The organism is Bradyrhizobium iriomotense (assembly GCF_018130765.1).
Classification (GTDB): Bacteria; Pseudomonadota; Alphaproteobacteria; order Rhizobiales; family Xanthobacteraceae; genus Bradyrhizobium; species Bradyrhizobium iriomotense_A.
Genome location: NZ_JAFCJZ010000014.1, coordinates 60325 through 85928 on the forward strand (window position 1 = coordinate 60325; position 25604 = coordinate 85928).

Here is a 25604-nt window from a genome sequence, read left to right on the forward strand (position 1 = left end):
GAAGACTCGTGATTACCAGCTTGGGCGGCAACTGCTCCCTGGGGTAATGGGTCCTGGCTTTCGCCAGGACGACTCGGAGAGCTATCGCTCACTCCGCCGCGACCGTCATCCCGTGGCCGAGCCGCTTCGAAATACCACCCGCGCAGTCGCGCAGCGCATGCGCGATCGGGCTGTCCCAGCGCGCATCAAAAGTGCCTTCCGGCCCCATCGCGGTGATGACCAGCACGACGTGGCCGGCATGGTCGAACACCGGCGCCGAGAACGCGTTGACGCCGGGCAGGGGATCGCCGAGGGCGCGGGCGAGGCCGTGCTTGCGCACCTCGGTGAGCATCTCAGTGACCTTCGCGCCTTTTACCGCCCGCTTCGGATTGTAGCCGACGCCATGGCGGTCAAGGCCGCTTTCGAGCGCGGCACTGATGGTCTTCTCCGGCAGGAAGGCCGCGAAGGCGCGCCCCGTGGCGGTTTCCAGCAGCGCCATCACTGAACCCGCACGCATCACGATGTGTACGGGCTGGCCCGGCTCCTCCAACTGCACCACGGTCGGGCCGTGCGTGCCCCAGACCGCCAGCGAGACCGCGTGCCCGATCTGGCTTGCAAGCGCTGCGATCTTGGGCCCTGCGATACGCACGCCGGAGAGGCGGCGCAGGCTGATCAACCCAAGCTCCAGCGCCAGCGCGCCGATCTCGTAACGCCCGGTGGTCTCGTCCTGCTCGATCAGCCCGATGCGCGAGAAGCTGGCGAGATAAGGATGCGCCTTGGCCGGCGTCATGCCCGCCTCGCGCGCGAGATCGCGCAGCATCATCGGCTCGCCGCTTCTTGCAAGGGCGCGGAGCAATTCTCCGCCGACCTCGATCGACTGGATGCCGCGGCTTTCTCTCTTCATGCGCCTCCAGGCTTTGGTTTACGCCGCGTTGCGCTTGGCGGCGCTGTCGGCGAGATGACGGCCGGCAATGTAGCCGAAGGTCAGCGCCGGCCCAAGCGTGATGCCGGCGCCGGGATAATTGCCGCCCATGATGCTCGCCATGTCGTTGCCTGCGGCATAGAGGCCGGGAATCACGCGGCCCTCGGCGTCGAGCGCGCGCGCGTTCTCGTCGGTGACGATGCCGGCATAGGTGCCGAGATCGCCGATCACCATCTTGATGGCATAGAACGGGCCGTTCTCGATCGGCGCGATACAGGGATTTGGCCCGTGCATGGCGTCGCCCTGATAGCGGTTATAGGCCTTCGAACCCTTGCCGAAGGCGGCGTCGTGGCCCAGCGGCGCGGTCGCATTGAATTGCTTGACCGTCTCGGTGAACGCCTTCGCGTCGATGCCGGCTTTCGCGGCCAGCGCTTCGAGCGTATCGCCGCGCATGAGGTAGCCGGTATCGAGGTGGTGACCCAGCGGCATCGGGAAGGGCGGCACGCAGCCGAGGCCGTATTTGCGCAGCGTCTGGTGATCGCAGACGAGATACGCCGCGATCTCCTCGCCGGGCTTCGCGGCCTTGATCATGGCCTGGACGAAGTCGTGATAGGAATTGCCCTCGTTGGCAAAGCGCCTGCCGTCGCGCATCACCGCGATCACACCGGGCTTGGCGCGGTCGATGAAATGCGGCATCACGCCCTTCGAGCCGTCCTTGCGCGTGGTCAGCGACACCGGCACCCACGCCGCCGCATTCGGCAGGCGCTCCTCGACATGTCCGCCGGCGCTCTCGGCAAGGCGCAGGCCATCGCCGGTATTGCCGGTGGGGCCGGGCGAAAAATGCTCGTTGCCGGTCGGCGTATGCGGAAACATTTTTTTGCGCCGTTCGACATCGTGCGGGAAGCCGCCGCAGGCGAGCACGACGCCCTGCCTTGCGCGAACGCGCACCTCGCGTCCCTCACGCGACACGATCGCACCGGTCACTGCGCCGTTCTCGACGGTCAGCTCGCGCACAGGCGAGGACAGCCACATTGGAATCTTCAGATCCTGCGCGGATTTTGCGAGCCGCCCGGCAAGCGCGTTGCCATTGGTCAGCGTCATGCCGCGGCCGTAGCGGAGCACGTCCATCAGGTGTCGCGACAGCCGCTTGGCGACATAGACCGCCGAGGTCAGCGACTTCGTCACCCGCATGAAATGGATGATCTCCTTGCCGGAGCCCAGCATCATGCCGAACACGGTGAGCTCGGGCAGGGGCATGCCGAGCGTCTTGATGAGGTCGCCAAGCTCGCGGCCATCGAACGGGCGCGTCACCATGGAGCGGCCGCCCTGCGCGCCGCCGGGCGCTTCGGCATGATAGTCCGGGAACACCAGCGGCATGTCGAAGCGCAGCGCCGTCTTGGTGGTGAAGAAATCGACGGCCTCGGGGCCGGCGCTGAGGAAGGCGTCGACGCGCGCGGCATCGTAATTGTTGCCGGCTTCGTGCCGCAAATAAGTGCGGGCCTGCTCCGGCGTTTCCTCGATGCCGTAGGCCTTCGCCAGCGAGGTACCGGGAATCCACAGCCAGCCGCCGGAGCGGGCGGTGGTGCCGCCGAAACGCGGCTCCTTCTCGACGATCAGCACGTCGAGGCCGCGATAGCGCGCGGTGATCGCGGCCGACATGCCGGAGCAACCCGATCCGGCCACGAGCACGTCGCACTCGTAAGTCTCAACTGCGTTGTGCTCGGTGCCGGTCATCGCTCACCTCACTTCTTCAGCAGCGGACATTTGGATTCGGAGACCGGGCGGAAGGCGTCCTCGCCCTTCACGGTCTTGACGATATCCAGATAGTCCCACGGCTCCTTCGACTGCTCGGGCGACTTCACCTTGGCGAGATACATGTCGCGGATGACGCGGCCGTCCTCGCGCAGTTTGCCGCCATGGACGAAGATATCTTCGATCGGCAGCTCGCGCATCTTGGCCATCACCTTGGCGGAATCGTCGGTGCCGGCGGCCTTGATTGCCTTCAGGTAATGCAGCACCGAGCCGTAGACGCCGGTCTGGATCATGGTCGGCATCACCTTGGTGCGCTCGTAGAATTTTTTCGACCAGGCGCGCGTCGCCTCATCCATGTTCCAGTAGGAGGCCGTGGTCATGTAGGTGCCCTGCGCCGACTTCAGGCCGATCGCATGTACGTCGGTGTCGAACATCAACAGGCCGACGAGCTTCTGGCCGCCCTGCACCAGGCCGAACTCGCCGGACTGCTTGATGGCGTTGTCGGTATCCTGGCCGGCATTGGCGAAGGCGACGACGTCGGATTTCGAGCTCTGCGCCTGCAGCGCGAAGGAGGAGAAGTCGGCGGTGTTGGTCGGATGCTTGACGCCGCCGAGCACCTTGCCGCCCATCTCGTTGACGAAGCGCGTTGCGTCCTTCTCGAGCTGCTGGCCGAAGGCATAGTCCGCGGTGATGAAGTACCAGGACTTGCCGCCTTCCTTGATCACGGCGGAGGCCGTCACCTTCGACAGCGCGTAGGTGTCGTAGGTGAAGTGTACGGTGTTGGGGCTGCACAGCTCGTCGGTCAGCGAACTCGCGCCGGGGCCGGAGAGCAGGGCGATCTTGCCCCGCTCGCGTACCATGTTGTGCACGGCGATGGCGATGCCGGAATTGGGGATGTCGACGACCGCGTCGACCTTGCCGTTGTCGAACCAGCCGCGCACGACCTGCACGCCGACATCGGTTTTCATCTGATGATCGGCGCTGATGATCTCGATGGGCTTGCCGAGCACGGTCGGCCCGAACTCCTCCACGGCCATCTTCGCGGCCTCGACCGAGCCCGGCCCAGAGTTGTCGCGGCCCCAGCTCGACAGATCCGTCAGCACGCCGATCCGCACCGCATCGTCGGAAACTTGCGCGCTGGCAACATTGGTCATGGCAGCCGAAGTCATGGCCGCGAGCATGGCGCCGGCCAAAAACCCTCTCATCGTCGTTCCCTCACTTTTTATGGACCGCTTGGGGCGGCCGGTTGTTCTGGCGGTAAATTAGATATTAGCGAATAAATTTGTCAATGGTGAATAAGGAAGTTGAGGCGGGTTCCACTGGGCGGTGGGCTGAACCAGTGAGTTGGAATGTCGGCGTCCAATACGCGGTGTCGTCCTGGCGAAAGCCAGGACCCATAACCACAGCAGGCTGTTGTTTCGGACGCTGTGGCCACAGCGCGTGTTTGATAACGCTGACCGGGGTAATGGGTCCTGGCTTTCGCCAGGACGACTCCTAAGACGACCAGACGTCGTCGATGTCACAGGTTGCAACCATTCCCCCGATTATCCATGATGCCGTCTGGAATCTTTTGGGGCATGGCATGACGGCAGCAACGGGGGTCGCCGCGGCGACGGAGAGATCGACGACGGCGCATGTGGTGTGGGCGAGCGCGCTCGGCACCGCGATCGAGTGGTACGACTTCCTGATCTACGGCACGGCCGCTGCGCTCGTCTTCAACAAGCTGTTCTTTCCGAGCTTCGACCCGTTCGTCGGCACGCTGGTCGCGTTCTCGACCTATGCGGTCGGCTTCGTGGCGCGGCCGATCGGCGGTGCGATCATCGGGCACTACGGCGACCGGCTCGGGCGCAAGACGATGCTGGTCGCGACCATGATCGCGATGGGGCTCGGCACCTTCCTGATCGGCTGCCTGCCGACCTACGGCCAGATCGGTGTCTGGGCGCCGATCCTGCTGATCGCCTTGCGCTTCGTTCAGGGCATCGGGCTCGGGGGCGAGTGGAGCGGCGCGGTCGTGATGGTGATCGAGCACGCCGGCAACCGCCGCGGCTTCTACGGCAGCCTGGTGCAGATCGGCTTTCCCGTCGGCGTTGCCGCCTCCACCGGCATCTTCGCCCTGATGACGAAGCTGCCCGAGGCCGACTTCCTGAGCTGGGGCTGGCGCGTGCCGTTCTGGATCAGCATTCTGCTGGTCGGCGTCGGCTTCATCGTGCGGCTGAGGCTGGCCGAGACGCCGCACTTCAAGGAAGTCGTCGAGCGCAAGGAGGTGCTGGCGCAGCCGGTGTTGGAGGTGCTTCGCCGCGACTGGCGCAGCTTTCTTCTGGCGATCGGCATCACGGTGTCGGAGGTCGGGCTCGCTTATCTTCTCACTGTCTTCACCGTGGTCTATGCCACGACCAAGCTCGGCCTGCCGCGCCAGGTGATCCTGGATGCGGTGGTCTATGCCGCGATCGTCGAGTTCGCGACGCTGCCGCTCGCCGGCTGGCTGTCCGACATTTTCGGCCGCAGGGCGCTGTATCTCGCCGGCGGTGTGTTCTCGGTGGCGCTGGCGTTTCCGCTGTTCTGGTTCCTCGACACCAAAGAACCGGCGCTGATCACGCTCGCGCTCGTCGTCACGATGACGCTGACCCATGCGCTGCTGTTCGGACCGAAGGCCGCGTTCATGCCGGAACTGTTCCGCACCCAGGTGCGCTACAGCGGCGCCTCGCTCGGGGCCAATGTCGCGGCGGCGCTGAGCGGCGGCTTCTCGCCGCTGATCGCAACCGCGCTGCTGGCGTGGGCAGGATCGTACTGGGCCGTGTCGGTGTACATCATCGGGCTCTCGATCATCACGATCATCGCGACCTTGCTAGCGCCGGAGACGGCGCGCGACGATCTGAAATAGCAGCTTGCCTCAGCGACAGGCCGCGGCGTCCAGCATCACCAGGAAGGTGATGCTGGCCGGCGGTAGCCGGAGCCGGCCCGCCGGCGCGGTGCGCGCCGCAAGGCGTGGCAGGTCGTCGTTGGCGGCCAATTCCAGGGGCTCGCCATTCAACCGGACGGTCGCGCTTTGCAGGTGATCCGCCTGCAGCGTGTAGCGCTCGGCAGGGCCTGCCAGCGTCACGAATTGCGGTGTTTTCCGCGACGTGTTGATGAGGAGCACGGACACGGTGCCCTTGGTCGCGCGATGACAATGCGCATAGGTGTGCAGGGTGGGCATCGAGGCGATTTCCGTCTCGAGCACGGTCGTGCCCATCAGGCGCCGCCAGAGCAGGGCGGCCCAATAGTTCGGGCGCGGGCGAAACGATCGCTCGTCGAGCAAGCCGTAGTCGCTGGCCGCGAGCGTGTTGTGCATCACCACCTGCACGCCGCCTTTTGCCAGACGGCCGAGCTGGTCGAGATAGCGGAACGTGTCGAGGAAGGTCGCATCCCCAGGATTGCCGCCGCAGGCGGCGTCCGCCGTTTCCGTCAGCCAGATCGGCTTGCCCGGCTCGAACGCGTCGCGCAGCGCGCGGTAGGTGGCGAGCGTCGCGTCGGCGCGAGCCAGCCAATCGTCCGACAGCGCCTGCATGGGATCGTCATGGACACCGCAGCGGGGCGAGAGCGTGTTGTAATGGTGATAAGAGAAGCGATCGACGCTGGGACCGGATGCGGCAAGCAGGTCGCGTGTGGTGATGCCCGAGCCGGACGGTAATGGTGCATCGCCGATCGAGCCCGGGCCGAGGATCAGTGTCTCCGGCGCGCTGCGTCGCATCCAGTCGCGGAAGATCCTGAAGTCGCGGCCATAAGCCTCCGCGTCATATCCCGGCGGCGCGCCGTTGTTCGCGGCGAGCGTCGGCTCGTTCATGAACTCGGCGGCGGCGATGCGGCCGCCGAGTGAGCGCGTGGCATCGATCAGGCGCTGCGCCTGGTCCGGCGTCCACACGCCGTTTGCGTCGCGGCTGCCGGGACTGACGGCAAAGGACGTCACGATCTCCGCGTCGGTCGCGCGGGCGAACTCGATGACGCCGCGCCATTGCGCGCGACTGAGCACGGTGTTGAAGCCGGCAGGCACTGCGGCCGGCGCGCTTTCGGTGTCCGCGACATAGGTCGCGTTCGCCCAGCTGCCGCTGACGCGGATATAGGCCGGCGACAGCACCGCCGCGAGCTTGCGCAGGCGAGGGTTGGCGAGATCGATCGGAGGCCTGTCGCTGTAGCGATCGCGCTGCATTCCGCCTTGCGTGTAAGGCTTCCAGAACTGCCCGCCCGTCACCTCCACCATCTCGACATTGTAGGATTGGAAGCGCGTGTCGATCGTGCCGATCGCCGTCATGCGCGACGGCACGATCGCGGCCTCGCTCGCGCATGCTGTGCGACTTGTCGCCGCGACGAGCAGCGCGGCGCCGATCATGGTGACGATGCGGACGCACCGTCTAGTCGCCGTCTCTGTATACACGCCCTGACGCCTTCTTATGCGCGCTGCCAAAAGCAAAAGCAGCGGTCTGATCCATTAGCCGCGTTTATATCGCGAATTTTTACTTCCAATTTTACTTCGCAAAATCCCGCCCCTAGCCTCGCGCGCAACTGATCACATCCGCAGCCGGTCAATGGCGATCGGGGCGAGCGTTCATCGTAACCAATGAGGGTTGCCATGTCTGACAGGATTAAGGGGACGTCCGCTTCCGATCCGGCGGGAACGGAAGCGGGACTTACGAAAAAGCTAAGCCGGCGCACGCTGTTGAAGGGGGCGGCCGCTGTGGCGGGCGCAGCTGTCGGGTCGGACGCGATCCGCGGTTTCCCAACCATCTGGGCGCAGGAGATCAAGGACATCGAGCTGCGCCATGTCGGCGTGTCCTATTCGGTGGTGAAGGCGATCGGCGACCAGGCCGCCAAGGATCTCGGCTTCAAGGTGACGATGCAGAACCTCGACACCTCCGCCGCCATCAACCGCTTCATAAGCCAGCCTAATACGGTCGACATCGCCGACCTCGAGGGCTGGCAGGCCAAGCTGGCGGCGAAGCGCGGCGTGATCCAGGGCATCGAGGTCAAGAAGGTCAAGGAATTCGACAACATCCTGCCGATCTTCACCAAGGGCGAGATCGACGGCCACAAGATCCCGCGCCAGGGCATCTCGCCCTATGAAGCCATGTACATCGCCAAGCCCGATGCGACCGACCTCAATGACGGCGTCACCGAATGGGCGACGTTCCTGCCGCAGGTCTACAACGCCGACTCCATCGGCTATCGCCCCGACCTCGTCGGCCATGAAGTGACCGAGTGGAAGGACCTGATCGACCCGAAGTTCAAGGGCAAGGCCGCGATCCTCGACGTGCCCGCGATCGGCATCATGGACGCCGCGCTCTGCTTTGAGAGCGCCGGGCTGATCAAGTACGGCAACAAGGGTAACATGACCAAGGAGGAGATCGACTTCACCTGCAACAAGCTGATCGAGCTGAAGAAGCAGGGCCAGTTCCGCGCGACCTGGACCACCTTCGACCAGTCGGTGCAGCTGATGGCGGCGGGCGAGGTCATCATCCAGTCGATGTGGTCGCCGGCGGTCGCCGCCGTCCGCGTCAAGGAGATCCCCTGCGTCTACGCGCCGGTCAACGTCAAGAACGGCAAGGAAGGCTACCGCGGCTGGTGCAACGGCATGGGCCTGATGAAGCACCTCTCCGGCAAGAAGCTGGATGCAGCCTACGAATATCTCAACTGGTACCTCTCGGGCTGGCAGGGCGGCTTCGTCGCGCGCTACGGCTATTACAGCCCGGTGCCCTCGACCGCGAAGAAGTTCCTGACGCCGGCGGAATGGGCGTTCTGGTACGAGGGCCAGCCCGCGCCCGAGGTGGTCAACGATCCCTATGGCGTTGCGATGGAGAAGGCCGGCACCAAGCGAGACGGCGGCTCGTTCCTCGACCGCGTCAAGAACATCTCCTGCTGGAACACACTGATGGACGAGGCCGCCTACATGAACAAGCGCTGGAACGACTTCAAGGTGGCCTGAAACCTGCTTTCCCTGACGAAAGGCGCCGGCGCGGCGACGCGCCGGCTGATGAGATCGACGTCGAGGCGTTCGCTGACATGCAGCCGAGTTCAACTCCATCGCGATCCAATCTGGCCGGCTGGCTCTACATCTCGCCGCTGGTTCTGGTGCTCGTGCCTTTCTTCGTGGCGCCGATCCTGGTGGTGCTGGCGGCGAGCTTCTTCGCCACCGACGGGTTTGGCGGACTGACGCCGGGCTTCACGCTGGCGAGCTATGTCGAGGTGCTGCACTCGGCACTGACGCTAAAACTGTATCTGGCGACGATCAAGTTCACGGTGCTGACCTGGATCTTCACGCTGATCATCGGCTTCTTTGTCGCCTATTTCCTGGTGTTCCACGTCCGCAACCAGCTCTTGGCGATCGGCCTGTTCCTGCTGTGCACCGTGCCATTCTGGACCTCGAACATCATCCGGATGATTTCCTGGATTCCGCTGCTCGGCAAGGAAGGCCTGATCAACCAGGTGCTGCTCTCGACCGGCGTCATCCGCCAGCCGCTGGAGGTGCTGCTGTTCTCCGATCTCGCGGTGGTCATCGCCTATGTCCACCAGCTCACGATCTTCATGATCGTGCCGATCTTCAACTCCATGGCGCGGATCGACAAGAAGCTGATCGAGGCCGCAATCGACGCCGGCGCCAGCCGTTTCGACATCATGCGCCTGATCGTGGTGCCGATGTCCAAGAGTGGTATCGCGCTCGGTACCATCTTCGTAGTGTCGATCGTGATGGGCGATTTCTTCGTGGTCAAGGTGATGTCCGGCGGCGGCTCCGCCTCGGTGGTCAGCGCCTTCTACGAGGACGTTGGCGTGCTGCAATATCCGACCGCGGCGGCGAGCGCTGTGTTGCTGACCTTGGTGCTGGTCGCGATCGTCTCGCTGATCCTGCGCACCGTCGACATCCGGCAGGAGATCACGCGATGAGCGCGGTTCTCGCCGACATGCCGGAGACGATTGCCCCTGCAACCAGCAAGGCGATCGCGCCGAGCAAGGGTGGCCGGCCATGGACGTTCTACGTGCTGGCGACGCTGTTTGCGGCTTACGTGCTCGCGCTCTACGGGCCGATGTTCTGCATCTATATCCTGTCATTCCAGGACATTCGCGGCGGCCTCGTCTTCCCGATGAAGGGCCAGTCGATGCACTGGTTCGTCGATCTCTTCACCCAGGTGCGGACCGGCGACGTCAAGGGCTCGTTCGACCGCTCGATCAAGCTCGCCGTGATCGTGACCGTCATCACGGTGGTGGTGTCGTTCCTCGCCGGCCTCGGCTTTCGCCGGCGTTTTTGCGGCGACACCTTCGTGTTCTACATGACGATCGGCAGCCTGGTCGCGCCCGGGCTCGTGCTCGGCCTCGGCACGGGACTCCTGTTCCAGGCGCTCGGGCTGAATGCGAGCTGGTACACCTCGGCGCTCGGCGCGCAGCTGTCCTGGACGCTGCCGTTCGGCGTCCTCGTGATGTTCGCGGTGATGTCGCGCTTCAACCATGTCTGGGAGGAGGCGGCCTACGATCTCGGCGCCAGCCGTTGGCAGTCGATCCGGCTGGTGATGATCCCGGTGCTCGCGCCCGGCCTCGTCGCGGTCGCGCTGTTTGGCTTCACGCTGTCCTATGACGAGTTCGCGCGCAGCCTGCAGACGGCGGGTTCGCTGAACACGCTGCCGCTGGAAATCTGGAGCATGACGCTGAACGTCACCTCGCCCTCGCTCTATGCGCTAGGCACGGTGACCACCATCGTCTCCTTCATCGTCATCGGTGCCAGTCTCGGCACCATCGTGCTGATCCAGAAAAAACGCGGCAGCCGCACAAAGGGTTAGGAATGAAGAACGATCGCGGCGATATCGAACTGGCGGGCGTCTGCAAGAGCTTTGACGGCGTCACCAATGTGGTCGACGGCGTCAATCTCAAGATCGCGGACGGCGCCTATTGCTGCTTCATCGGCCCGTCCGGCTGCGGCAAGACCACGATTTTGCGCATGATCGCGGGGCACGAAGACCCGACCGCAGGTGAGATCGTCATCGGCGGCCAGAACGTCGTCGGGCTCGCGCCGGCGCAGCGCCGCACCGCGATGATGTTCCAGTCCTATGCGCTGTTCCCGCATCTGACCGTGCGCGAGAACATCGCCTTCGCCTTGCGCGTGCGCGGGATGTCCAAGGCGGATCGCCTGCGCGCGGCCGACGCCATGATCGAGAAGGTGCGGCTGACGCAATTCGCCGACCGCCTGCCGGCGCAGCTCTCCGGCGGCCAGCAGCAGCGCGTGGCGCTGGCGCGGGCGGCGATCACCGAGCCGCGCGTGCTGCTGCTCGATGAGCCGCTGTCGGCGCTCGACGAGCAGCTCCGCGTCCAGATGCGCCAGGAGCTCAGGCGGATGCAGCAGGAGCTCGGCATCACCTTCATCCATGTCACCCACACCCAGCTCGAAGCGATCGCGCTCGCCGACCTCGTCGTGGTGATGGAGCAGGGCAGGATCAAGCAGGCGGGACCGGCGCGCGACGTCTATGCCCACCCGCACGATCGCTACGTCGCGGAGTTCATGGGTGGGCAGAACGTGCTGTCGGGTAGGGTGGAGAAGGTGAACGGCGCGAGCTTCACCCTCGCGCAGGCGGCGCCTTCAGGCATCGAGGTGCCGCTTCAGGCCCGCCCGACCGTCAGCGTCGGCGACAAGGTCGATATCGCCGTGCGCCGCGACGATGTGGCGCTGGTCAGGCCGGGCAAAGACTTGCCGCCGGGCTGCACGACATCGCTGCCGAGCCGCGTGCTCGCGATCGAATACCAGGGCTACTTCGTCAAGGTCATGCTCGACACCGTGCCGGACGACCAGTTCGTGGCCTATGTGCCGGAAAAGACCTTCTTCGCAGATCCCTTCACCGTCGGCGATGTCGTGATGGCCACATGGGCCACCGGCAGCGCGCTTCCACTCGCCTAGACCCGTCGCGCACAGGAGTATGACCGTGCAGATATCCTTCACACTCAACGGACGGCCAACGACTGTTGACGTCGAGCCCGCAACGCTGGTCGCCGAGCTCTTGCGCGAGCAGCTCAATCTCACCGGCACCCATATCGGCTGCGACACCAGCCAGTGCGGCGCCTGCGTGGTGCACCTCGATGGTCTTCCCGTGAAGAGCTGCACATTGCTGGCGCCCGCGCTCGATGGCGCGAGCCTTCTCACCATCGAAGGTCTGCAAGGCGCACCCGGCTCGAACCGGATGCATCCGATGCAGGAAGCCTTTCGCGAGCATCACGGATTGCAATGCGGCTTCTGTACGCCCGGCATGCTGATGACTGCGGTCGCGCTCGCGACCGAGAAGCCGAACCTGACCGAGGCCGATGTCCGTCACGGCCTCGAAGGCAACATCTGCCGCTGCACCGGCTACCAGAACATCGTCGTCTCGGTCATGGTCGGCGCCGCCGCCATGCACGCCGCCAAGGGAGAGTGACCATGGGCAATGTGATCGGCATCGGCGCCGCACCGAAGCGGAAAGAGGACCAGCGCTTCCTCACCGGACGCGGCAATTACGTCTCCGACATCAAGCGCCCGGGCATGACATCAGGCGTTTTCGTGCGTTCGCCGCACGGCCACGCGGTCCTGCGCGGCATCGACAAGAGTGCGGCGCTGGCCTCGCCCGGCGTCACCGCCGTCCTGACCGGCGACGACGTCGCCGACGATGGCTTGGGCTCGCTGCCCTGCGGCTGGGGCATCACCGACGCCAAGGGCGTGCCGATGAAGGAGCCGCCGTTCCCGATGCTGGCGCAGGACAAGGTGCGCTTCGTCGGCGACATGGTGGCCTTCGTCATCGCCGAAACCCCGGAGCAGGCGAATGCCGCGGCCGAACTGCTGAAGGTCGACTACGAGGTGCTGCCTTCCGTGGTCGGTGTGCTCGAAGCCGTCAGGCCCGATGCGCCGCAATTGTTCGACGACGTGCCGAACAACATCTGCTGCGACTGGGAACTTGGCGACAAGGCCGCGGTCGAAACCGCCTTCAAGAAGGCGGCGCATGTCGCCAAGCTCAGCCTCGTCAACAACCGCCTGATCGGCAACCCCATGGAGCCGCGGGCGGCGATCGCCGAATATGAGCCGGGCACGGATCGCTTCACGCTGTGGACCACGAGCCAGTTCCCGCATGTCGTGCGCTTCCTGATGGGCGCCTTGGTGCTGAACATTCCCCAGCACAAGCTGCGCGTGGTCGCGCCCGATGTCGGCGGCGGGTTCGGCGTCAAGCAGTTCCATTACGGCGAGGAGGCCGTGATCACCTGGGCCGCCAAGCGCGTGCGGCGGCCGGTGAAATGGGTCGCGAGCCGCTCGGAGGGCTATGTCTCCGATCGTCACGGCCGCGATCACGTCACTGAGGCCGAGCTTGCGCTCGATGAGACCGGAAAATTCCTCGCCTTCCGCGTCAACACGCTGGCCAATATGGGCGGCTATCTCTCGACCTTCGGGCCGAACATCCCGACCAATCTCTATGGACCGCTGCTCGGCGGCGTCTACACCACGCCCGCGATCTACTGCAATGTGAAGGTGGTCTTCACCAACACCGTGCCGGTCGATGCCTATCGCGGCGCAGGCCGGCCCGAGGCGACCTTCGTGCTGGAGCGCATCGTCGATGTCGCAGCCAGCGAGATGGGGATCGACCGCGTCGAGATCCGCCGCCGCAACATGATTCCGAAGGAAGCCTATCCCTACCAGACGCCGGTATTGGTGCAGTACGATTCCGGCGATCCCATGGGATGCCTCGACGGCGCGCTGGTCGCAGCCGACGTCAAGAACTTTGGCGTGCGCAAGGCGGCTTCGGCCAGCAAGGGCAAGTTCCGCGGGCTCGGTTACTCCACCTATGTCGAGGCCTGTGGCCTTGCGCCATCGCGCTTCGCAGGGCGGCTCGGTGCGCGCGGCGGTCTTTATGAGAGCGCCACGGTGCGCGTGCATCCGACCGGCCAGGTGACGGTCATGATCGGCACGCACAATCACGGCCAGGGCCATGAGACAACCTTCGCCCAGATCGTCTCGGACAAGTTAGGGGTCGCCTTCGAGAATGTCGATATCGTGTTCGGCGATACCGACCGTGTGCAGTTCGGCATGGGTACCTACGGCTCGCGTTCCCTGGTGGTCGGTGGCGCCGCATTGTCGAAGGCGACCGACAAGGTGATCGTCAAGGGCAAGAAGATCGCCGCGCATCTGCTCGAAGCCTCCGAGGGCGACATCCAGTTCGAGGCCGGCAAGTTTTCCGTCGCGGGCACGGACCGCATCAAGACCTTCGAGGAGATCGCGGGCGCCGCCTATGTGCCGCACAATTATCCGCTCGAGGTGCTGGAGCCGGGGCTGGAGGAGCAGGCCTATTACGATCCCGTCAACTTCACCTATCCCGGCGGCTGCCACATCGCCGAGGTCGAGGTCGATCCGGAGACCGGCACGGTGACGTTGGTGAACTACACCGCGGTCGACGACGTCGGCACGGTCATCAACCCGATGATCGTCGAGGGCCAGCTGCATGGCGGCATCGTGCAGGGTGTCGGCCAGGCGCTGTTCGAGAACGCGGTCTATGACGAGGGCTCCGGTCAGCTGCTGTCGGGCTCGCTGATGGATTATTGCATGCCGCGCGCCGACCATCTGCCGATGATGAAGGTCGCGACCCACTCGACGCTCTGCACGCATACGCCGATGGGCGTGAAGGGGTGCGGTGAGGTCGGCACCATCGGCTCGCCCGCCGCCGTCATCAACGCGGTGGTCGATGCGCTGTCGCATCTCGGCGTCACCCATGTCGACATGCCGGCGACACCGAACCGGATCTGGCGTCTGCTGCAGAACGCGTCGCTGCCGGTCGCGGCGGAATAGGGAGGACACCAATGAAACCGTTTGCCTATCACCAGCCCGACCAAATCCCTGATGCCGCCAAGCTCCTGACCTCGATCGAGGACAGCAAGCTCGTTGCCGGCGGCATGACGCTGATCCCGACGCTGAAGCAGCGGCTGGCCAATCCGCCTGCGCTGGTCGATCTGTCGAAGCTCGGATCGCTGAAGGGGATCACCGACGACGGCGCGACCATCACCATCGGCGCGATGACGCCACATGCGGTGGTGGCGGCCTCGAAGGTGGTCCAGGCAAAAATTCCCGGGCTCGCGGCATTGGCCTCGATGATCGGCGATCCCGCCGTGCGCAGCCGCGGCACCATCGGCGGTTCGGTCGCCAACAACGATCCGGCGGCTGACTATCCCGCCGGCGTGCTCGGCCTCGGCGCGACCGTCATCACCAGCGCGCGTGAGATCGCGGCCGACAAGTTCTTTCTCGGCCTGTTTGAGACGGCGCTTGAACCGGGCGAGATCATTACCGCCATCCGCTTCCCCGTGCCGCTCAAGGCGGGCTACGCGAAGTTCAAGGCGCCGGCTTCGCGTTATGCGCTGGTCGGCGTGTTCGTCGCGAAAATTACCGATGGTGTCCGCGTCGCCGTCACCGGTGCGGGACCAGGCGTGTTCCGCGTGCCGCCGATGGAGGCGGCGCTGTCGGGCAATTTCGATCCTTCCGCGATCGCGGCGATCAAGATCGACAACGACGGCCTCACCTCCGATATCCACGCCGAAGCTGATTACCGGGCGCATCTCGTCACGGTGATGGCCAAGCGCGCCGTCGACGCGGCGCTCAGCTAAGTCGTTAGGGTTGATGATGACTGATGGTTCCGGCCGAACGGCCTTCCCGCCGGCGCCGACTGGCCTTGGCGCGCTCTCTGCAACCGAGATCATGGCCGGCTACCGGCGCAAGGCGTTCACCCCGCGCGATGTCGTCGACGACACCATCGCCGCGCTTGAGGCGACGGACGCGGCCTGCAATGTGGTGGTGACGCCGATGTACGAGCAGGCGAGGGCGGAGGCCGACCGTCTCACGAAGGAGATGCGCGCGGGCGAGGCCAAGGGGCCGCTGGCCGGCGTGCCTGTGACGATCAAGGATCTCGTCTTTGTCGCGGGCGTGCCCGCTTATGCCGGCTCGCCGATGAACAAGGCATTCGTGCCCGACGTCGATGCCGCCGTGGTCTCGGCGCTGAAGGCGTCCGGTGCGATCATCACCTGCAAGACCACCACCTGCGAGTCCGGCTACAAGCTGACGGCGGACAGCCCGGTCACGGGAACGACGCGGAATCCCTGGAACTCTGATCGTACCAGCGGTGGCTCGAGCGGCGGTGCGGCTGCCGGTGTTGCCGCCGGTTGCGGGCCGATCGCGATCGGCACCGATGGCGTCGGCTCGATCCGGGTGCCCTCGTCCTTCTGCGGCGTGTTCGGCCTCAAGCCAACCTTCGGCCTCGTCCCGCGCTCGCCCGGCTTCTCGCCGCCGTCCTGGGCGTCGCTCGCCCATACCGGGCCGATCACGCGTACCGTCGCAGACGCCGCACTGACGCTGGAGATCATCGCCGGTTACGACCTGCGCGATCCCGCAAGCCTGCCGGTGTCGCCGCGACGATTCGACACCAACGCGGCTTCGTTGAGCGGTCTTCGTATCGGCGCCAGCGTGGATCTCGGCTATGCCGCGATTAGCCCCGACGTGCGCGCGGTGTTCAACAAGGCGCTGGCCATGCTCGACGCCTGCGGTGCACGGGTCACCATGGATGGTCCGGGCCTCGACCCCGGCATTTTGGAACACACGCTAAAGCCGATCGCCTTCACAGAACAGGCGGCAGCAGTGGCAACCAAGACCACGGCCGATCTCGCAAGCTCCGAAGCCGACTATCGCGACGTCGTCAGCGCCGGCCGTCACTACAGCGGCACGGACTATGTCGAAGCCGGTTATCGCCGCGGCCAGGCGCGCAATGCGTTCCTGAAATTGTTCGAGCGTGTCGATGCGCTGGTGACCCCCACGGTCGCGATCACCGCGTTCGAGGCCGGGCAGATCGGCGTCGGCTCGATCGACGGCCGCGAGGTGGACCCGCATCTCGGCTGGTCGCCCTTCACCTGGCCGATCAATCTCGCCGGCCTTCCGGCCGCGACGCTGCCCTGCGGCTTCGACCGCGATGGCCTGCCGATCGGCCTGCAGATCGTCGCGCCCTGGCTCGACGAGCCCAAGATCTTCCGCATCGCGGCGGCGTTCGAAGCGGCGCAGCCCTGGGCGAAGTTCTGGCCGCAAATGGCGTTGCGCGAGCAGAGCCTTGGCGCTCGTCAGCGCGTGAAATGACGGTGCTCGCGCAGGTCGCTGACGAGGAACCTTGCGAGCATCTATGCAGCAGACTCTATATTCACCAAGACTTCTCCGGCGATGATTTCGGGATCTCCAAGATCAAGGTCATGCAAGCTTGCTTGAATGAACCCCATCACCCTGGCGTTCGCCGCATTCGCGCTTTCGCGGTCCTCAAATATCATCACGGCGACGCCCACGCCTTCGCCCCCGTCCAACACATAATATGACTTGAAGCCGGGCGACTCCTTCAGGATCTGACCGACGCCGCTCTTGGCGCGGCGGGCAGCATCCGCGACCGAACGAACCTTGGTGTACTTTCGAATGAGTATGAACATCAGGCCACCCTTGCGTCTCGGTTCCTGCTCCACGCATCAAAGCATACCGGGCCGGTGCTGGACTAGGGCGTACTTATGAAATGGATGAGTTGGACGCGGTTGAGCTCAGCTTCGGGGTATTTTTGACCACCTCTGCGATACAGTTCAGGAAAGCTCAATCGGCGCGCCGCGACCGCTGAGCTCTTCGTCGAGGCGCAGGTAGTGCGCGAGATAGTCGTGCAGCGCTGTTGCCGCCTTCGAGGTGGCGCCGCTGGACTTGTAGAGCAGCAGCTCGATCTTCGGCAGCGGCGGCAGGCCCTCGTTGGGGCCGATCTCGCGCATCGCCGGCACCAGCGCGCTGCGACCGAGCACGGTCACCGCCATGCCGGCGAAGGCCGCAGCCTGCAGGCCGCCGACGCTTTCGCTGACACAGGCGATGCGCCAGCGCAAATTCGCGCGCTCCAGCGTGTCGATGGCGTAGTCGCGATAGATGTTGCCGGGCGGCAAGAGCGCCAGCGGGATCGGGCGTTCCTGGTGCGCGGCGGATTGCTCGCCGGTCATCCACACCAGTTGCTCGCGCCGCACCACCTGGCCGCCGGTGAAATCGTTCATGCGGGTGACGAGCGCGATGTCGACGTCGCCACGCTTGACGAGGCCGACCAGCGGCGTCGACAGCGCGCAGTTGAGCTCGACCTGCACGCGCGGAAAGGATTTTCGGAACACGCTGAGGATCTGCGGCAGCATGAACGCCGCATAGAGGTCGGGCGTGCCGAGCACGACCTGGCCCTCGATCTCCTGTGACGCAAGCTGCGAGATCAGCTCGTCATGCAACCGCAGGATGGACTTGGCGTAGGTCAGGACTGTGGTGCCGTCGTCGGTCAGCGTCAGCCTGCGGCCGCCATGCTCGAACAATTGCTTGCCGGTCAGCTCCTCCAGCCGCTGCAATTGCAGCGTGATCGCCGGCTGGGTGCGGCCGAGCCGTCGCGCGGTCTCGGTGATGCTGCCGGTCTCCACCACCGAGATCAGCGACCGGAGCATGCGGATGTCGAGGCTGATGAGGTTCATACGGTGTCCATGTCGCCCAGAATTTATGCAAGTTCCGTGCTAAGGCCGGATTTCCTACCTCGCTCGAGGCGCTGAAGAAGCGGATTTTCCCGCCACGCGGCCCTTGCGGACCGCATTCCAGAAATTCTCGGCCGCCCGGGTCATGCGGGCCCGCGTGCGGAACAGCGAGACGCTGATCGGAATGTCCCATTCCACGCCGCCGGCGCGCAGCAGTCGTCCACTGTCGAGATCGGCGCGGACGAGGCTCATCGGCGCCCATGTCACGCCGCGCCCTTCGCGCGCCATGTCGATCAGCAGCATGACCGGCGCGGCGAAGCCCGGAGCGAGCCAGGCCGACGGATGCTTCGCCGCCAGGAACGAGGTGACAAGCCGTCCCACGCCCGAACCCGGATGGTAGGCGAGATAGGGCAGCGGCGCGCCCGATGCGCCGGGCAGCGCATATCGCGCCTGTGGCTTCTTGCCGCTGCGCCCGCCGCGGCCCGGCTTTGTGGCCGGTGCGCTGATCGGAATCAGGATGTCAGTCGCAAGCTCGATGCGCTGGAAGCGGTCCATGTCGAGCCTGCTCACCAGCGACGGGTGATAATGCGCCAGCATGAAATGAGCCTGCGCATCAAGCAGCAGCTTCTCGCAGCCGGCGAAATTCGAGGCGACGAGCTGGACGGCCGCGCCGGCCCGTGCGCTTTCCGAACTGCGGATCCACTGCGGGAAGAACGTCTGCGACAGCGCATGGGTCGCGGCGAAGGTGATGGTCTCGGCCTTCAGCCGTGCCACCTCAAGCGCTTCCTCCCGCCCGACCTGGACCCGGCGCAGCACGTCCTCGGCGACCGGGCGGAAGCTCTCGCCCGCGGCCGTCAGCGTGACCGTGTGCGTGGACCGTTCGAACAGCTGTGTGCCCAGCCACTCCTCCAGCGACTTGATGCGGCGGCTGAGCGCCGGCTGCGTCACATGCCGGCGCTCGGCCGCCCGCGAGAACCCGCGCTCCTCGGCGATGGCAAGGAAATCCTCCAGCCAGATCAGGTCCATAATAACGTTTTGTCCTCAAATCATACCGATACGGCATTAGCGCCTGAAACGCCGCTGGTCCAATGTAAACGGCATCGCGAGACAAGAACAAAGCGCCACCTTCGCATGGCGCGACGACGCCGTTGGAGGAACGTGAATTGCAGGTTGCCGCAACGCCGCTGTCCGAGCCCATTCCGAGCTCCATGTCCCAACGGCGGCGCAAGCCGCTCTGGCGCGAGCAATATGTCCTGGTGGTTGCCGGCGCGGCGCTCGGCGTGCTGTTCGGAGCCCTGTTTCCCAGCGTTGCCGTCGAATTCAAGCCGCTTGCCGACAGCTTCATTTCGCTGATCAAGATGACCATCGCGCCGTTGATCTTCCTGGTCGTGGTCACGGGCATTGCGCAGGTCGGCGACATGAAGGCGGTCGGCCGCATCGGCCTCAAGGCCTTCGTCTATTTCGAGGTCGTGACGACGCTGTGCCTGATGTTCAGCTTCGTCGTGGTGCGCTGGGTGCAGCCCGGTGCGGGCGTGGCGCGCGCCACGGCGCAGCAGGCCGAGACCGTCGCCCGTTATTCGCAGACCCATGTCGGATCGCTGTCCGCCTACATCCAGCACATGATTCCGGAAAGCTTTGTGGGCGCGTTCGCCGCCGGTGACGTGCTTCAGGTGCTCGTGCTCGCGTTGCTCTGTGGGATCGGCCTGTTGCTGCTCGGCGACAAGGCCGCGCCGCTGCGCTCGGGTATGGAACGGGTGACCGAACTGGTGTTCAGCGTCGTGCATGTCGTCGTGGCGCTGGCGCCGATCGGCGCCTTCGGTGCCATGGCTTTCACGGTGGCGAAGTTCGGTGCCGCCACGCTCTATGCGCTGGCGCTGCTGGTCGGCACCGCCTGGGCGATGATGGCGTTCTTCATCTTCGTCGTGCTCGGCACCATCTGCCGCCTGGCCGGCATCCGCCTGATGGATCTGCTCCGCCTGCTGCGCAACGAGCTGCTCGTCGTGCTCGGCACCTCGTCGTCGGAAACGGCGATCCCCGGCATGATGGAGAAGCTGCCGAAGGCGGGCGTCGGGCGCGCGGTCGCCGGCCTTGTCATTCCCTCGGGATACTCCTTCAATCTCGACGGCGTCGCGCTGACGCTGCCGCTGTCCACGATCTTCGTCGCCCAGGTCTACGGCATCGAGCTTTCGGCCGCACAGCAGCTCAGCTTGTTCGTGGTGATGCTGTTCACCAGCAAGGGCGCGGCCGGCGTCACCGGCGGCGCGTTCGCTGCGCTGGCTGCGACCGTGGTCGCGGCTGGCTTGCCTGCAGAGGGCCTCGCGCTGCTGCTCGGCATCGACCGCTTCATGTCGCTGGCGCGCGCCATCACCAACACCATCGGCAATGCGGTTGCCGCCATCGTCGTTGCGAAATGGGACGGTGAATTCAACCGGGAGGACTGGGCACGGTCCGCCGCTCAAATCCAAGCAGCGAAGTAAGGATCCAAGGTTTCTTCCATGACTACTAGCACCAATGAACTGCCCGTCATCGCGTTGACGCCGGGCGATTGCACCGGCATCGGCCCCGAGCAGATTGCACGCGTGCTCTCCGATGACAGGCTCGCCGATGCCGCCCGCCTCGTCGTGGTCGGCGATGCGCGGGTACTCGAGATGGGCATGGAACATGCCGGCGTGAAGCTGAAGCTCGAGCGGATCTCCTCGCCGAAGGCCGCTAATTGGAGCCGCGGCACGGTGCAACTCGTCGACTTGGGCAATACCGATCCCGCCAAATTCCCGATCGGCAAGGCCAGCGCCGAATCCGGCCGGTTGACCGGCGAGACGCTGTCGCGCGCGATCGATTTCTCCAAGGACGGTGAGGTCGACGCCATCACCTTCGCGCCGCTCAACAAGCGCGCGATGTTCGACGGCGGCTGGAAGTTCCCCGACGAGCACAAGATGTTCGCCAGCCTGCTCGGCCACAAGACCTACTTCTCCGAGATGAACGTGCTCGACGGGCAGTGGATGTCACGCGTCACCGGGCACCAGTCGCTGCGTGAGGCGCTTGGCGGCATCCATCCGGAAAGCATCACCGATTCGATCGTGCTGGTCGATCGCATGATGAAGCGGGCCGGCGTCGCCAGGCCGCGGATTGCGGTCGCAGCGCTCAATCCGCATGCCGGCGAGAACGGCCTGTTCGGCCGCGACGAGATCGAGATGATCCGCCCGACCGTCGAAGCCGCCGCGAAGACCGGCATTGCCTGCACCGGGCCTTACCCCGCCGACACCGTCTATATCCGCGCCTTCGCCGGCGAGTTCGACAGCGTGGTCGCGATGTATCACGACCAGGGCCAGATCGCGACCAAGCTGCGCGGCTTCAACCGCGGTGTCACCGTCACGGCTGGGCTCGAGACCGTCTTCACCACGCCGTCGCACGGCACGGCGTTCGACATCGTCGGCAAGGGGGTGGCCAACACCGGTGCGCTGGAGAGCGCGGTCCGCCTTGCCGCGAAACTGGTATCGATCAAGGTCAAGGAGGCAGCCTATGCAAACTGATCGCAGGACCCTGCTCCAGGCTGCGGCCGCGCTTCCGCTCGCCACCGCCGGCGCCAACGCGGCCTTCGCGCAAGCCGCGGCGCCTGCCGTCGCACCGCCCAAGGAGGTCACGCGCGCGCTGGCGCATTATCTCGTCACCGCGAGCTATGACGATCTGCCGGCCAATGTCCGTAAAGAGGGCGTCCGCACGCTGCTGAACTGGGTCGGCGTCGCCATCGGCGGCTCGCATCACGAGACGGTCGATATCGCGGTCGCAGCGCTCGGCCCGTTCTCGGGCCCGCAGCAGGCTTCGCTGTTCGGACGGCGCGAGCGCTTCGACATCATGAATGCCGCATTCATCAACGGCGTGTCGAGCCACATCTTCGATTATGACGACACCCATTTGAAGACGATCATTCATCCGGCCGGCCCAGTGGCCTCCGCCATTCTCGCGCTGTCGGAAATGCAGCCGGTCTCCGGCAAGGAGTTCCTGAACGCGCTGGTGCTCGGCGTCGAGACCGAGTGCCGGATCGGCAACGCGGTCTATCCGAACCATTATGACGTCGGCTGGCACATCACCGGCACCGCCGGCGTGTTCGGCTCCGCGGCGGCCGTCGGCAAGCTACTGAAGCTGAACGAGCAGCAGATGACCTGGGCACTTGGGCTCGCTGCGTCCCAGCCGGTGGGCCTGCGCGAATCCTTCGGCTCGATGAACAAGAGTTTTAATCCGGGCCGTGCCGCCTCGAGCGGCATCTTCGCCGCGATCCTGGCCTCGAAGAACTTCACCTCGTCCGATGCGATGATCGAGGCCAAGCGCGGCTGGGCCAACACGATCAGCACCAAGCAGGACTACAACGAAATCCTGGGCGACCTCGGCAAGCGCTACGAGGCGGCGCTGAACACCTACAAGCCGTTCGCCTGCGGCATCGTCCTGCATCCGGCAATCGATGCGGCGATCCAGCTCCGCAACGAGAACAAGATCGCCGCCGACCAGATCGAGCGCGTCGACCTCAAGGTCCATCCGCTGGTGCTGGAGCTGACCGGCAAGAAGACGCCGAAGCTCGGCCTGGAGGGCAAGTTCAGTATCTACCACGCGGTCGCCGTGGCGATTGTCGAGGGCGGCGGCGGCGAGAAGCAGTTCAGCGATCGCGCGGTGACGGATCCGACCGTCGTCGCGCTGCGCGGCAAGGTGAACCCGGTCATCACGCCGGGTATCAAGCCGGAGCAGGTCGATCTCACCATCGTGCTCAAGGACGGCCGCAAGCTCAATCGCTACATCGAGCATGCGATCGGCAGCGTCGAGGTGCCGATGACCGACAAGCAGCTCGAGACCAAGTTCTCCGATCTCGCGGACGGCATCATTCCTGCTGCGATGATCAGGCGTGTCATGGACGCATGCTGGAACGTCGAAGGTCTGGCGAGTGCAGCGGAAATCGCCAAGATGTCGGTCTCGTCCTGATTCTGGAGTCTATTGGAATGCCCTCACGTCGCCGTTTCCTTCAATCCGCCGGTTCGATTGCCGCTTTGGCCGCAACCGGCGGCCGTATGGCCCATGCAGCGGGCCCCGGCGTCACCGAGCGGCTCGCGCGCTACATGGTCGCCGCGCGCGACCAGGAATTGCCCGAGAAGGTGCTGCTCGAATGCAAGCACCGCATTCTCGACACGCTCGGCGCGATGGTGTCCGGCGCGCGCATGCGGCCGGGCGAGATGGCGCTGAAATATGTGCGCACGCTCGGCGGCGAGGCGCAGGCCTCCGTCGTCGGCTCCGACTTCCGCACCACGGCGGTGAACGCGGCGCTGGCCAATGCAATGTGCGCGCATGCCGACGAGACCGATGATTTCGAGCCCGTGACCAAGGCGCACCCGGGATGTTCGGTCGTGCCGGCCGCGCTTGCGTTCGGCGAGCGCGAGCATCGCAGCGGGCAGGACGTCATTCGCGCCGTCGCGCTCGGCTACGACCTGACCTGCCGCCTTCTGATGGCGCTGGGGCCGGATCTCGTGCGCGGCTCGCATCGGAGCGCCGAAGGCACGTCCTCGACCTTCGGCGCGCTCGGCGCCGCCGTCTCGCTCGCGAGGCTCGACGAGAAGGGGATGCGCTATGCCATCTCCTATTCGTCGCAGCAGGTCTCCGGCCTCTGGAGCTGGGTGAGGGATCACGACCACATCGAGAAGGCGTTCGATTTCGCCGGCATGGGCGCGCGCAACGGCGTCATGGCCGTCGACATGGTCAAGAACGGCCTGACCGGCGTCGACGACGTGCTCGACGGCACGCACAATCTCTTCATCGCGCTGTCGACCGATCCGAAGCCCGAGGAGATGGTGAAGGATCTCGGCAGCCGCTTCTACGTCACCGAAACCGCGATCAAGACCTTTTCGGTCGGCTATCCCATCCAGTCGCCGCTGGATGCGACGCTGACGCTGCGCAGGCAGCATGGCCTGACCCCGGACAAGGTGAAGAGCATCCTGGTCAAGCTGCCGACCGACGCGATGGGCATTGTTGGCGAGAGCGCGATGCCTGACGTCAATTGCCAGCATCTGGTGGCGGTCGCGCTGGTCAAGGGCGCCGTGTCCTTCAATGACAGCCACGACGTCGCGCTGATGCATGATCCCAAGATCCTTGAGCAGCGCGCCAAGGTGACGCTGGTGGGTGACAAGGCGCTGATGGATCCGGCCGCGCCGCGCGGCGCTGTCGTCGAGGTGACGTTGACCGATGGCAAGAAGGTGGAGCACTTCACCAAATATCCGCCGGGCACCAAGGAAAATCCGCTGAATACGGAAGCCGTGGCGGCAAAAACCCGCGATCTGATCGCGCCGGTGCTGGGCGCCGAGAAATCGGAGAAGCTGATCGAGCAGATCAACAATCTCGAAAAGGTCGACGACATCGGCAAGCTGAGGCCGCTGATGACGACCTGAGATCCCGGGCGCCAACGATAAATAAAAGGGGAGGAAACGCCTGATGTACCGATACTGCCGCCGCTGGGTTCTCGCCGTCTGCGGCGCGATCCTGCTGTCCGGTCCGGCATCCGCGCAGGATTATCCGTCCCGTCCGGTCAAGATCATCGTGCCGTTTCCGGCCGGCGGCTCCAACGACATCATCGCCCGCATCGTCGCGCAGAAGCTGGCCGAGCGGAGCGGGCAGACGTTTGTCGTCGAGAATCGTGGCGGCGCTGGTGGTAACATCGGCGCCGAGACGGTCGCGAGCGCCGATCCCGATGGCTACACCTTGCTGCTGACGGCGCCGCCGCCGCTCACGATCAACGGCTCGCTCTACAAGAAGCTGCCGTTCGATCCCGCCAAGGCGTTTGCGCCGGTCGCATTGATCGCCTCCGTGCCGATCGTCCTGGTCGTCAATCCGTCGGTGCCCGCAAAGAACGTCGGCGATCTGATCGCCCTGGCCAAGGCCAAGCCGGGGACGATGAATTTCGGTTCGTCCGGCATCGGCTCGACCAATCATCTGGCCGGCGAGCTGCTGAGGAGCATGGCCGGCATCGACATCGTTCACGTGCCCTATCGTGGTGCGGCGCCGGCGATGAACGATCTGCTCGCCGGGCAAATTCCGTTCATGTTCGACAACATGCCAGCGGTGCTGCCGCAGGTTCAGGGTAAGGCGATCAACGCGATCGCGGTTGCGGGGGCGAAGCGCGCGGACGCGCTGCCCGATGTGCCAACTGTTGCCGAGACCGTTCCCGGCTTCGAGGCCTCATCCTGGTTCGGACTGGTGGCGCCCGGCAAGACGCCCGCGCCGGTGCTAGCCAAGCTGAGCGGCGAGCTCGAAACCATTCTGAAGATGCCCGATGTCAAAAAGCGGCTTGCTGAGCTCGGAGCGGAGCCCGGCACGGTTTTCGGTGCCGCCTTCGGACAATTCATGACGGATGAGACCGCAAAGTGGGGCAAGATCATCAAGGCCTCCGGCGCCGCGGTGGATTAAGCGG

Annotated in this window: 21 protein-coding genes; 14 read left to right on the plus strand and 7 right to left on the minus strand. The window is 65.2% G+C overall.

What is annotated here, in order from left to right; all coding sequences use genetic code 11:
• Positions 1–88: 88 nt before the first annotated feature.
• The 3 genes from JQ635_RS23390 to JQ635_RS23400 are packed head-to-tail and all read right to left on the minus strand — an operon-like array spanning position 89 to position 3858.
• Positions 89–883, minus strand: a complete 795-nt coding sequence (locus tag JQ635_RS23390) for an IclR family transcriptional regulator (protein ID WP_211412138.1) — start codon at positions 881–883, stop codon at positions 89–91.
• A gap of 18 nt (positions 884–901) precedes the next feature.
• Complete coding sequence (locus tag JQ635_RS23395) at positions 902–2635, minus strand: FAD-dependent oxidoreductase (protein WP_211412139.1); 1734 nt, start codon at positions 2633–2635, stop codon at positions 902–904.
• Positions 2636–2643: 8 nt separating this feature from the next.
• Complete coding sequence (locus tag JQ635_RS23400; RefSeq protein ID WP_211412140.1) at positions 2644–3858, minus strand: ABC transporter substrate-binding protein; 1215 nt, start codon at positions 3856–3858, stop codon at positions 2644–2646.
• 377 nt (positions 3859–4235) lie between these two features.
• Between JQ635_RS23400 and JQ635_RS23405 the strand changes: the two genes are divergently transcribed.
• Positions 4236–5534: an MFS transporter gene (locus JQ635_RS23405; protein WP_211412141.1), complete on the plus strand. Its 1299-nt coding sequence runs from the start codon at positions 4236–4238 to the stop codon at positions 5532–5534.
• 9 nt (positions 5535–5543) lie between these two features.
• Here the strand turns inward: JQ635_RS23405 and JQ635_RS23410 are convergent, their stop codons facing one another.
• Positions 5544–7064 carry a hypothetical protein gene (locus tag JQ635_RS23410; RefSeq protein WP_349631880.1) on the minus strand — a complete coding sequence of 507 codons (1521 nt, stop codon included), beginning with the start codon at positions 7062–7064 and terminating at the stop codon, positions 5544–5546.
• Between the two features lie 195 nt (positions 7065–7259).
• Here JQ635_RS23410 and JQ635_RS23415 point away from each other — a divergent pair, with 195 nt between their 5' ends.
• The 8 genes from JQ635_RS23415 (at position 7260) to JQ635_RS23450 (ending at position 16784) form a co-directional block, all read left to right on the plus strand.
• Positions 7260–8609 carry an ABC transporter substrate-binding protein gene (locus tag JQ635_RS23415; RefSeq protein WP_211412142.1) on the plus strand — a complete coding sequence of 450 codons (1350 nt, stop codon included), beginning with the start codon at positions 7260–7262 and terminating at the stop codon, positions 8607–8609.
• Between the two features lie 77 nt (positions 8610–8686).
• Positions 8687–9565, plus strand: coding sequence for an ABC transporter permease (locus tag JQ635_RS23420; protein ID WP_211412143.1), 879 nt, complete (start codon positions 8687–8689; stop codon positions 9563–9565).
• Entirely contained in the window at positions 9562–10452 is an 891-nt protein-coding gene (locus tag JQ635_RS23425; RefSeq protein WP_211412144.1) for an ABC transporter permease, read from the plus strand. The genes JQ635_RS23420 and JQ635_RS23425 overlap by 4 nt, the downstream gene beginning before the upstream one ends.
• Positions 10453–10454: 2 nt before the next feature.
• Positions 10455–11561 carry an ABC transporter ATP-binding protein gene (locus JQ635_RS23430; RefSeq protein WP_211412145.1) on the plus strand — a complete coding sequence of 369 codons (1107 nt, stop codon included), beginning with the start codon at positions 10455–10457 and terminating at the stop codon, positions 11559–11561.
• Between the two features lie 19 nt (positions 11562–11580).
• Entirely contained in the window at positions 11581–12072 is a 492-nt protein-coding gene (locus JQ635_RS23435) for a (2Fe-2S)-binding protein (RefSeq protein ID WP_211412146.1), read from the plus strand.
• 2 nt (positions 12073–12074) lie between these two features.
• Positions 12075–14462 (plus strand): xanthine dehydrogenase family protein molybdopterin-binding subunit, encoded by a 2388-nt coding sequence (locus JQ635_RS23440; protein ID WP_211412147.1) that lies wholly within the window; start codon positions 12075–12077, stop codon positions 14460–14462.
• A gap of 11 nt (positions 14463–14473) precedes the next feature.
• Complete coding sequence (locus tag JQ635_RS23445) at positions 14474–15271, plus strand: FAD binding domain-containing protein (protein ID WP_211412148.1); 798 nt, start codon at positions 14474–14476, stop codon at positions 15269–15271.
• A gap of 16 nt (positions 15272–15287) precedes the next feature.
• A complete protein-coding gene (locus JQ635_RS23450) occupies positions 15288–16784 on the plus strand; it encodes an amidase (protein ID WP_211412149.1) in 1497 nt (498 codons plus the stop codon).
• Positions 16785–16825: 41 nt separating this feature from the next.
• Here JQ635_RS23450 and JQ635_RS23455 read toward each other — a convergent pair whose 3' ends face one another.
• The 3 genes from JQ635_RS23455 to JQ635_RS23465 form a co-directional block, all read right to left on the minus strand.
• Positions 16826–17122, minus strand: coding sequence for a hypothetical protein (locus JQ635_RS23455; protein WP_211412150.1), 297 nt, complete (start codon positions 17120–17122; stop codon positions 16826–16828).
• Positions 17123–17266: 144 nt separating this feature from the next.
• The gene (locus JQ635_RS23460; protein ID WP_018641158.1) at positions 17267–18166 is read right to left on the minus strand and encodes a LysR substrate-binding domain-containing protein; all 900 of its coding nucleotides are present in this window, start codon (positions 18164–18166) and stop codon (positions 17267–17269) included.
• A gap of 54 nt (positions 18167–18220) precedes the next feature.
• Complete coding sequence (locus JQ635_RS23465) at positions 18221–19189, minus strand: LysR family transcriptional regulator (RefSeq protein WP_211412151.1); 969 nt, start codon at positions 19187–19189, stop codon at positions 18221–18223.
• A 137-nt stretch (positions 19190–19326) separates the two neighbouring features.
• Here JQ635_RS23465 and JQ635_RS23470 point away from each other — a divergent pair, with 137 nt between their 5' ends.
• The 5 genes from JQ635_RS23470 to JQ635_RS23490 are packed head-to-tail and all read left to right on the plus strand — an operon-like array spanning position 19327 to position 25600.
• Complete coding sequence (locus JQ635_RS23470; RefSeq protein ID WP_211412152.1) at positions 19327–20640, plus strand: cation:dicarboxylate symporter family transporter; 1314 nt, start codon at positions 19327–19329, stop codon at positions 20638–20640.
• Positions 20641–20658: 18 nt separating this feature from the next.
• A complete protein-coding gene (locus JQ635_RS23475) occupies positions 20659–21693 on the plus strand; it encodes a PdxA family dehydrogenase (protein ID WP_211412153.1) in 1035 nt (344 codons plus the stop codon).
• On the plus strand, positions 21683–23131 hold the full coding sequence (locus JQ635_RS23480) for an MmgE/PrpD family protein (RefSeq protein ID WP_211412154.1): 1449 nt from the start codon (positions 21683–21685) through the stop codon (positions 23129–23131). Before JQ635_RS23475 ends, JQ635_RS23480 begins: the two co-directional genes overlap by 11 nt.
• 17 nt (positions 23132–23148) lie before the next feature.
• Positions 23149–24585, plus strand: a complete 1437-nt coding sequence (locus JQ635_RS23485; protein ID WP_211412155.1) for an MmgE/PrpD family protein — start codon at positions 23149–23151, stop codon at positions 24583–24585.
• A gap of 43 nt (positions 24586–24628) precedes the next feature.
• A complete protein-coding gene (locus tag JQ635_RS23490; protein WP_211412156.1) occupies positions 24629–25600 on the plus strand; it encodes a Bug family tripartite tricarboxylate transporter substrate binding protein in 972 nt (323 codons plus the stop codon).
• Positions 25601–25604: the final 4 nt, after the last annotated feature.

Coding starts and splice junctions, on each gene's coding strand:
- JQ635_RS23390 (WP_211412138.1), bottom strand. CDS start 883: ATGAAGAGAGAAAGCCGCGGCATCCAGTCGATCGAGGTCGGCGGAGAA.
- JQ635_RS23395 (WP_211412139.1), bottom strand. CDS start 2,635: ATGACCGGCACCGAGCACAACGCAGTTGAGACTTACGAGTGCGACGTG.
- JQ635_RS23400 (WP_211412140.1), bottom strand. CDS start 3,858: ATGAGAGGGTTTTTGGCCGGCGCCATGCTCGCGGCCATGACTTCGGCT.
- JQ635_RS23405 (WP_211412141.1), top strand. CDS start 4,236: ATGACGGCAGCAACGGGGGTCGCCGCGGCGACGGAGAGATCGACGACG.
- JQ635_RS23415 (WP_211412142.1), top strand. CDS start 7,260: ATGTCTGACAGGATTAAGGGGACGTCCGCTTCCGATCCGGCGGGAACG.
- JQ635_RS23420 (WP_211412143.1), top strand. CDS start 8,687: ATGCAGCCGAGTTCAACTCCATCGCGATCCAATCTGGCCGGCTGGCTC.
- JQ635_RS23425 (WP_211412144.1), top strand. CDS start 9,562: ATGAGCGCGGTTCTCGCCGACATGCCGGAGACGATTGCCCCTGCAACC.
- JQ635_RS23430 (WP_211412145.1), top strand. CDS start 10,455: ATGAAGAACGATCGCGGCGATATCGAACTGGCGGGCGTCTGCAAGAGC.
- JQ635_RS23435 (WP_211412146.1), top strand. CDS start 11,581: ATGACCGTGCAGATATCCTTCACACTCAACGGACGGCCAACGACTGTT.
- JQ635_RS23440 (WP_211412147.1), top strand. CDS start 12,075: ATGGGCAATGTGATCGGCATCGGCGCCGCACCGAAGCGGAAAGAGGAC.
- JQ635_RS23445 (WP_211412148.1), top strand. CDS start 14,474: ATGAAACCGTTTGCCTATCACCAGCCCGACCAAATCCCTGATGCCGCC.
- JQ635_RS23450 (WP_211412149.1), top strand. CDS start 15,288: ATGACTGATGGTTCCGGCCGAACGGCCTTCCCGCCGGCGCCGACTGGC.
- JQ635_RS23455 (WP_211412150.1), bottom strand. CDS start 17,122: ATGTTCATACTCATTCGAAAGTACACCAAGGTTCGTTCGGTCGCGGAT.
- JQ635_RS23460 (WP_018641158.1), bottom strand. CDS start 18,166: ATGAACCTCATCAGCCTCGACATCCGCATGCTCCGGTCGCTGATCTCG.
- JQ635_RS23465 (WP_211412151.1), bottom strand. CDS start 19,189: ATGGACCTGATCTGGCTGGAGGATTTCCTTGCCATCGCCGAGGAGCGC.
- JQ635_RS23475 (WP_211412153.1), top strand. CDS start 20,659: ATGACTACTAGCACCAATGAACTGCCCGTCATCGCGTTGACGCCGGGC.
- JQ635_RS23480 (WP_211412154.1), top strand. CDS start 21,683: ATGCAAACTGATCGCAGGACCCTGCTCCAGGCTGCGGCCGCGCTTCCG.
- JQ635_RS23485 (WP_211412155.1), top strand. CDS start 23,149: ATGCCCTCACGTCGCCGTTTCCTTCAATCCGCCGGTTCGATTGCCGCT.
- JQ635_RS23490 (WP_211412156.1), top strand. CDS start 24,629: ATGTACCGATACTGCCGCCGCTGGGTTCTCGCCGTCTGCGGCGCGATC.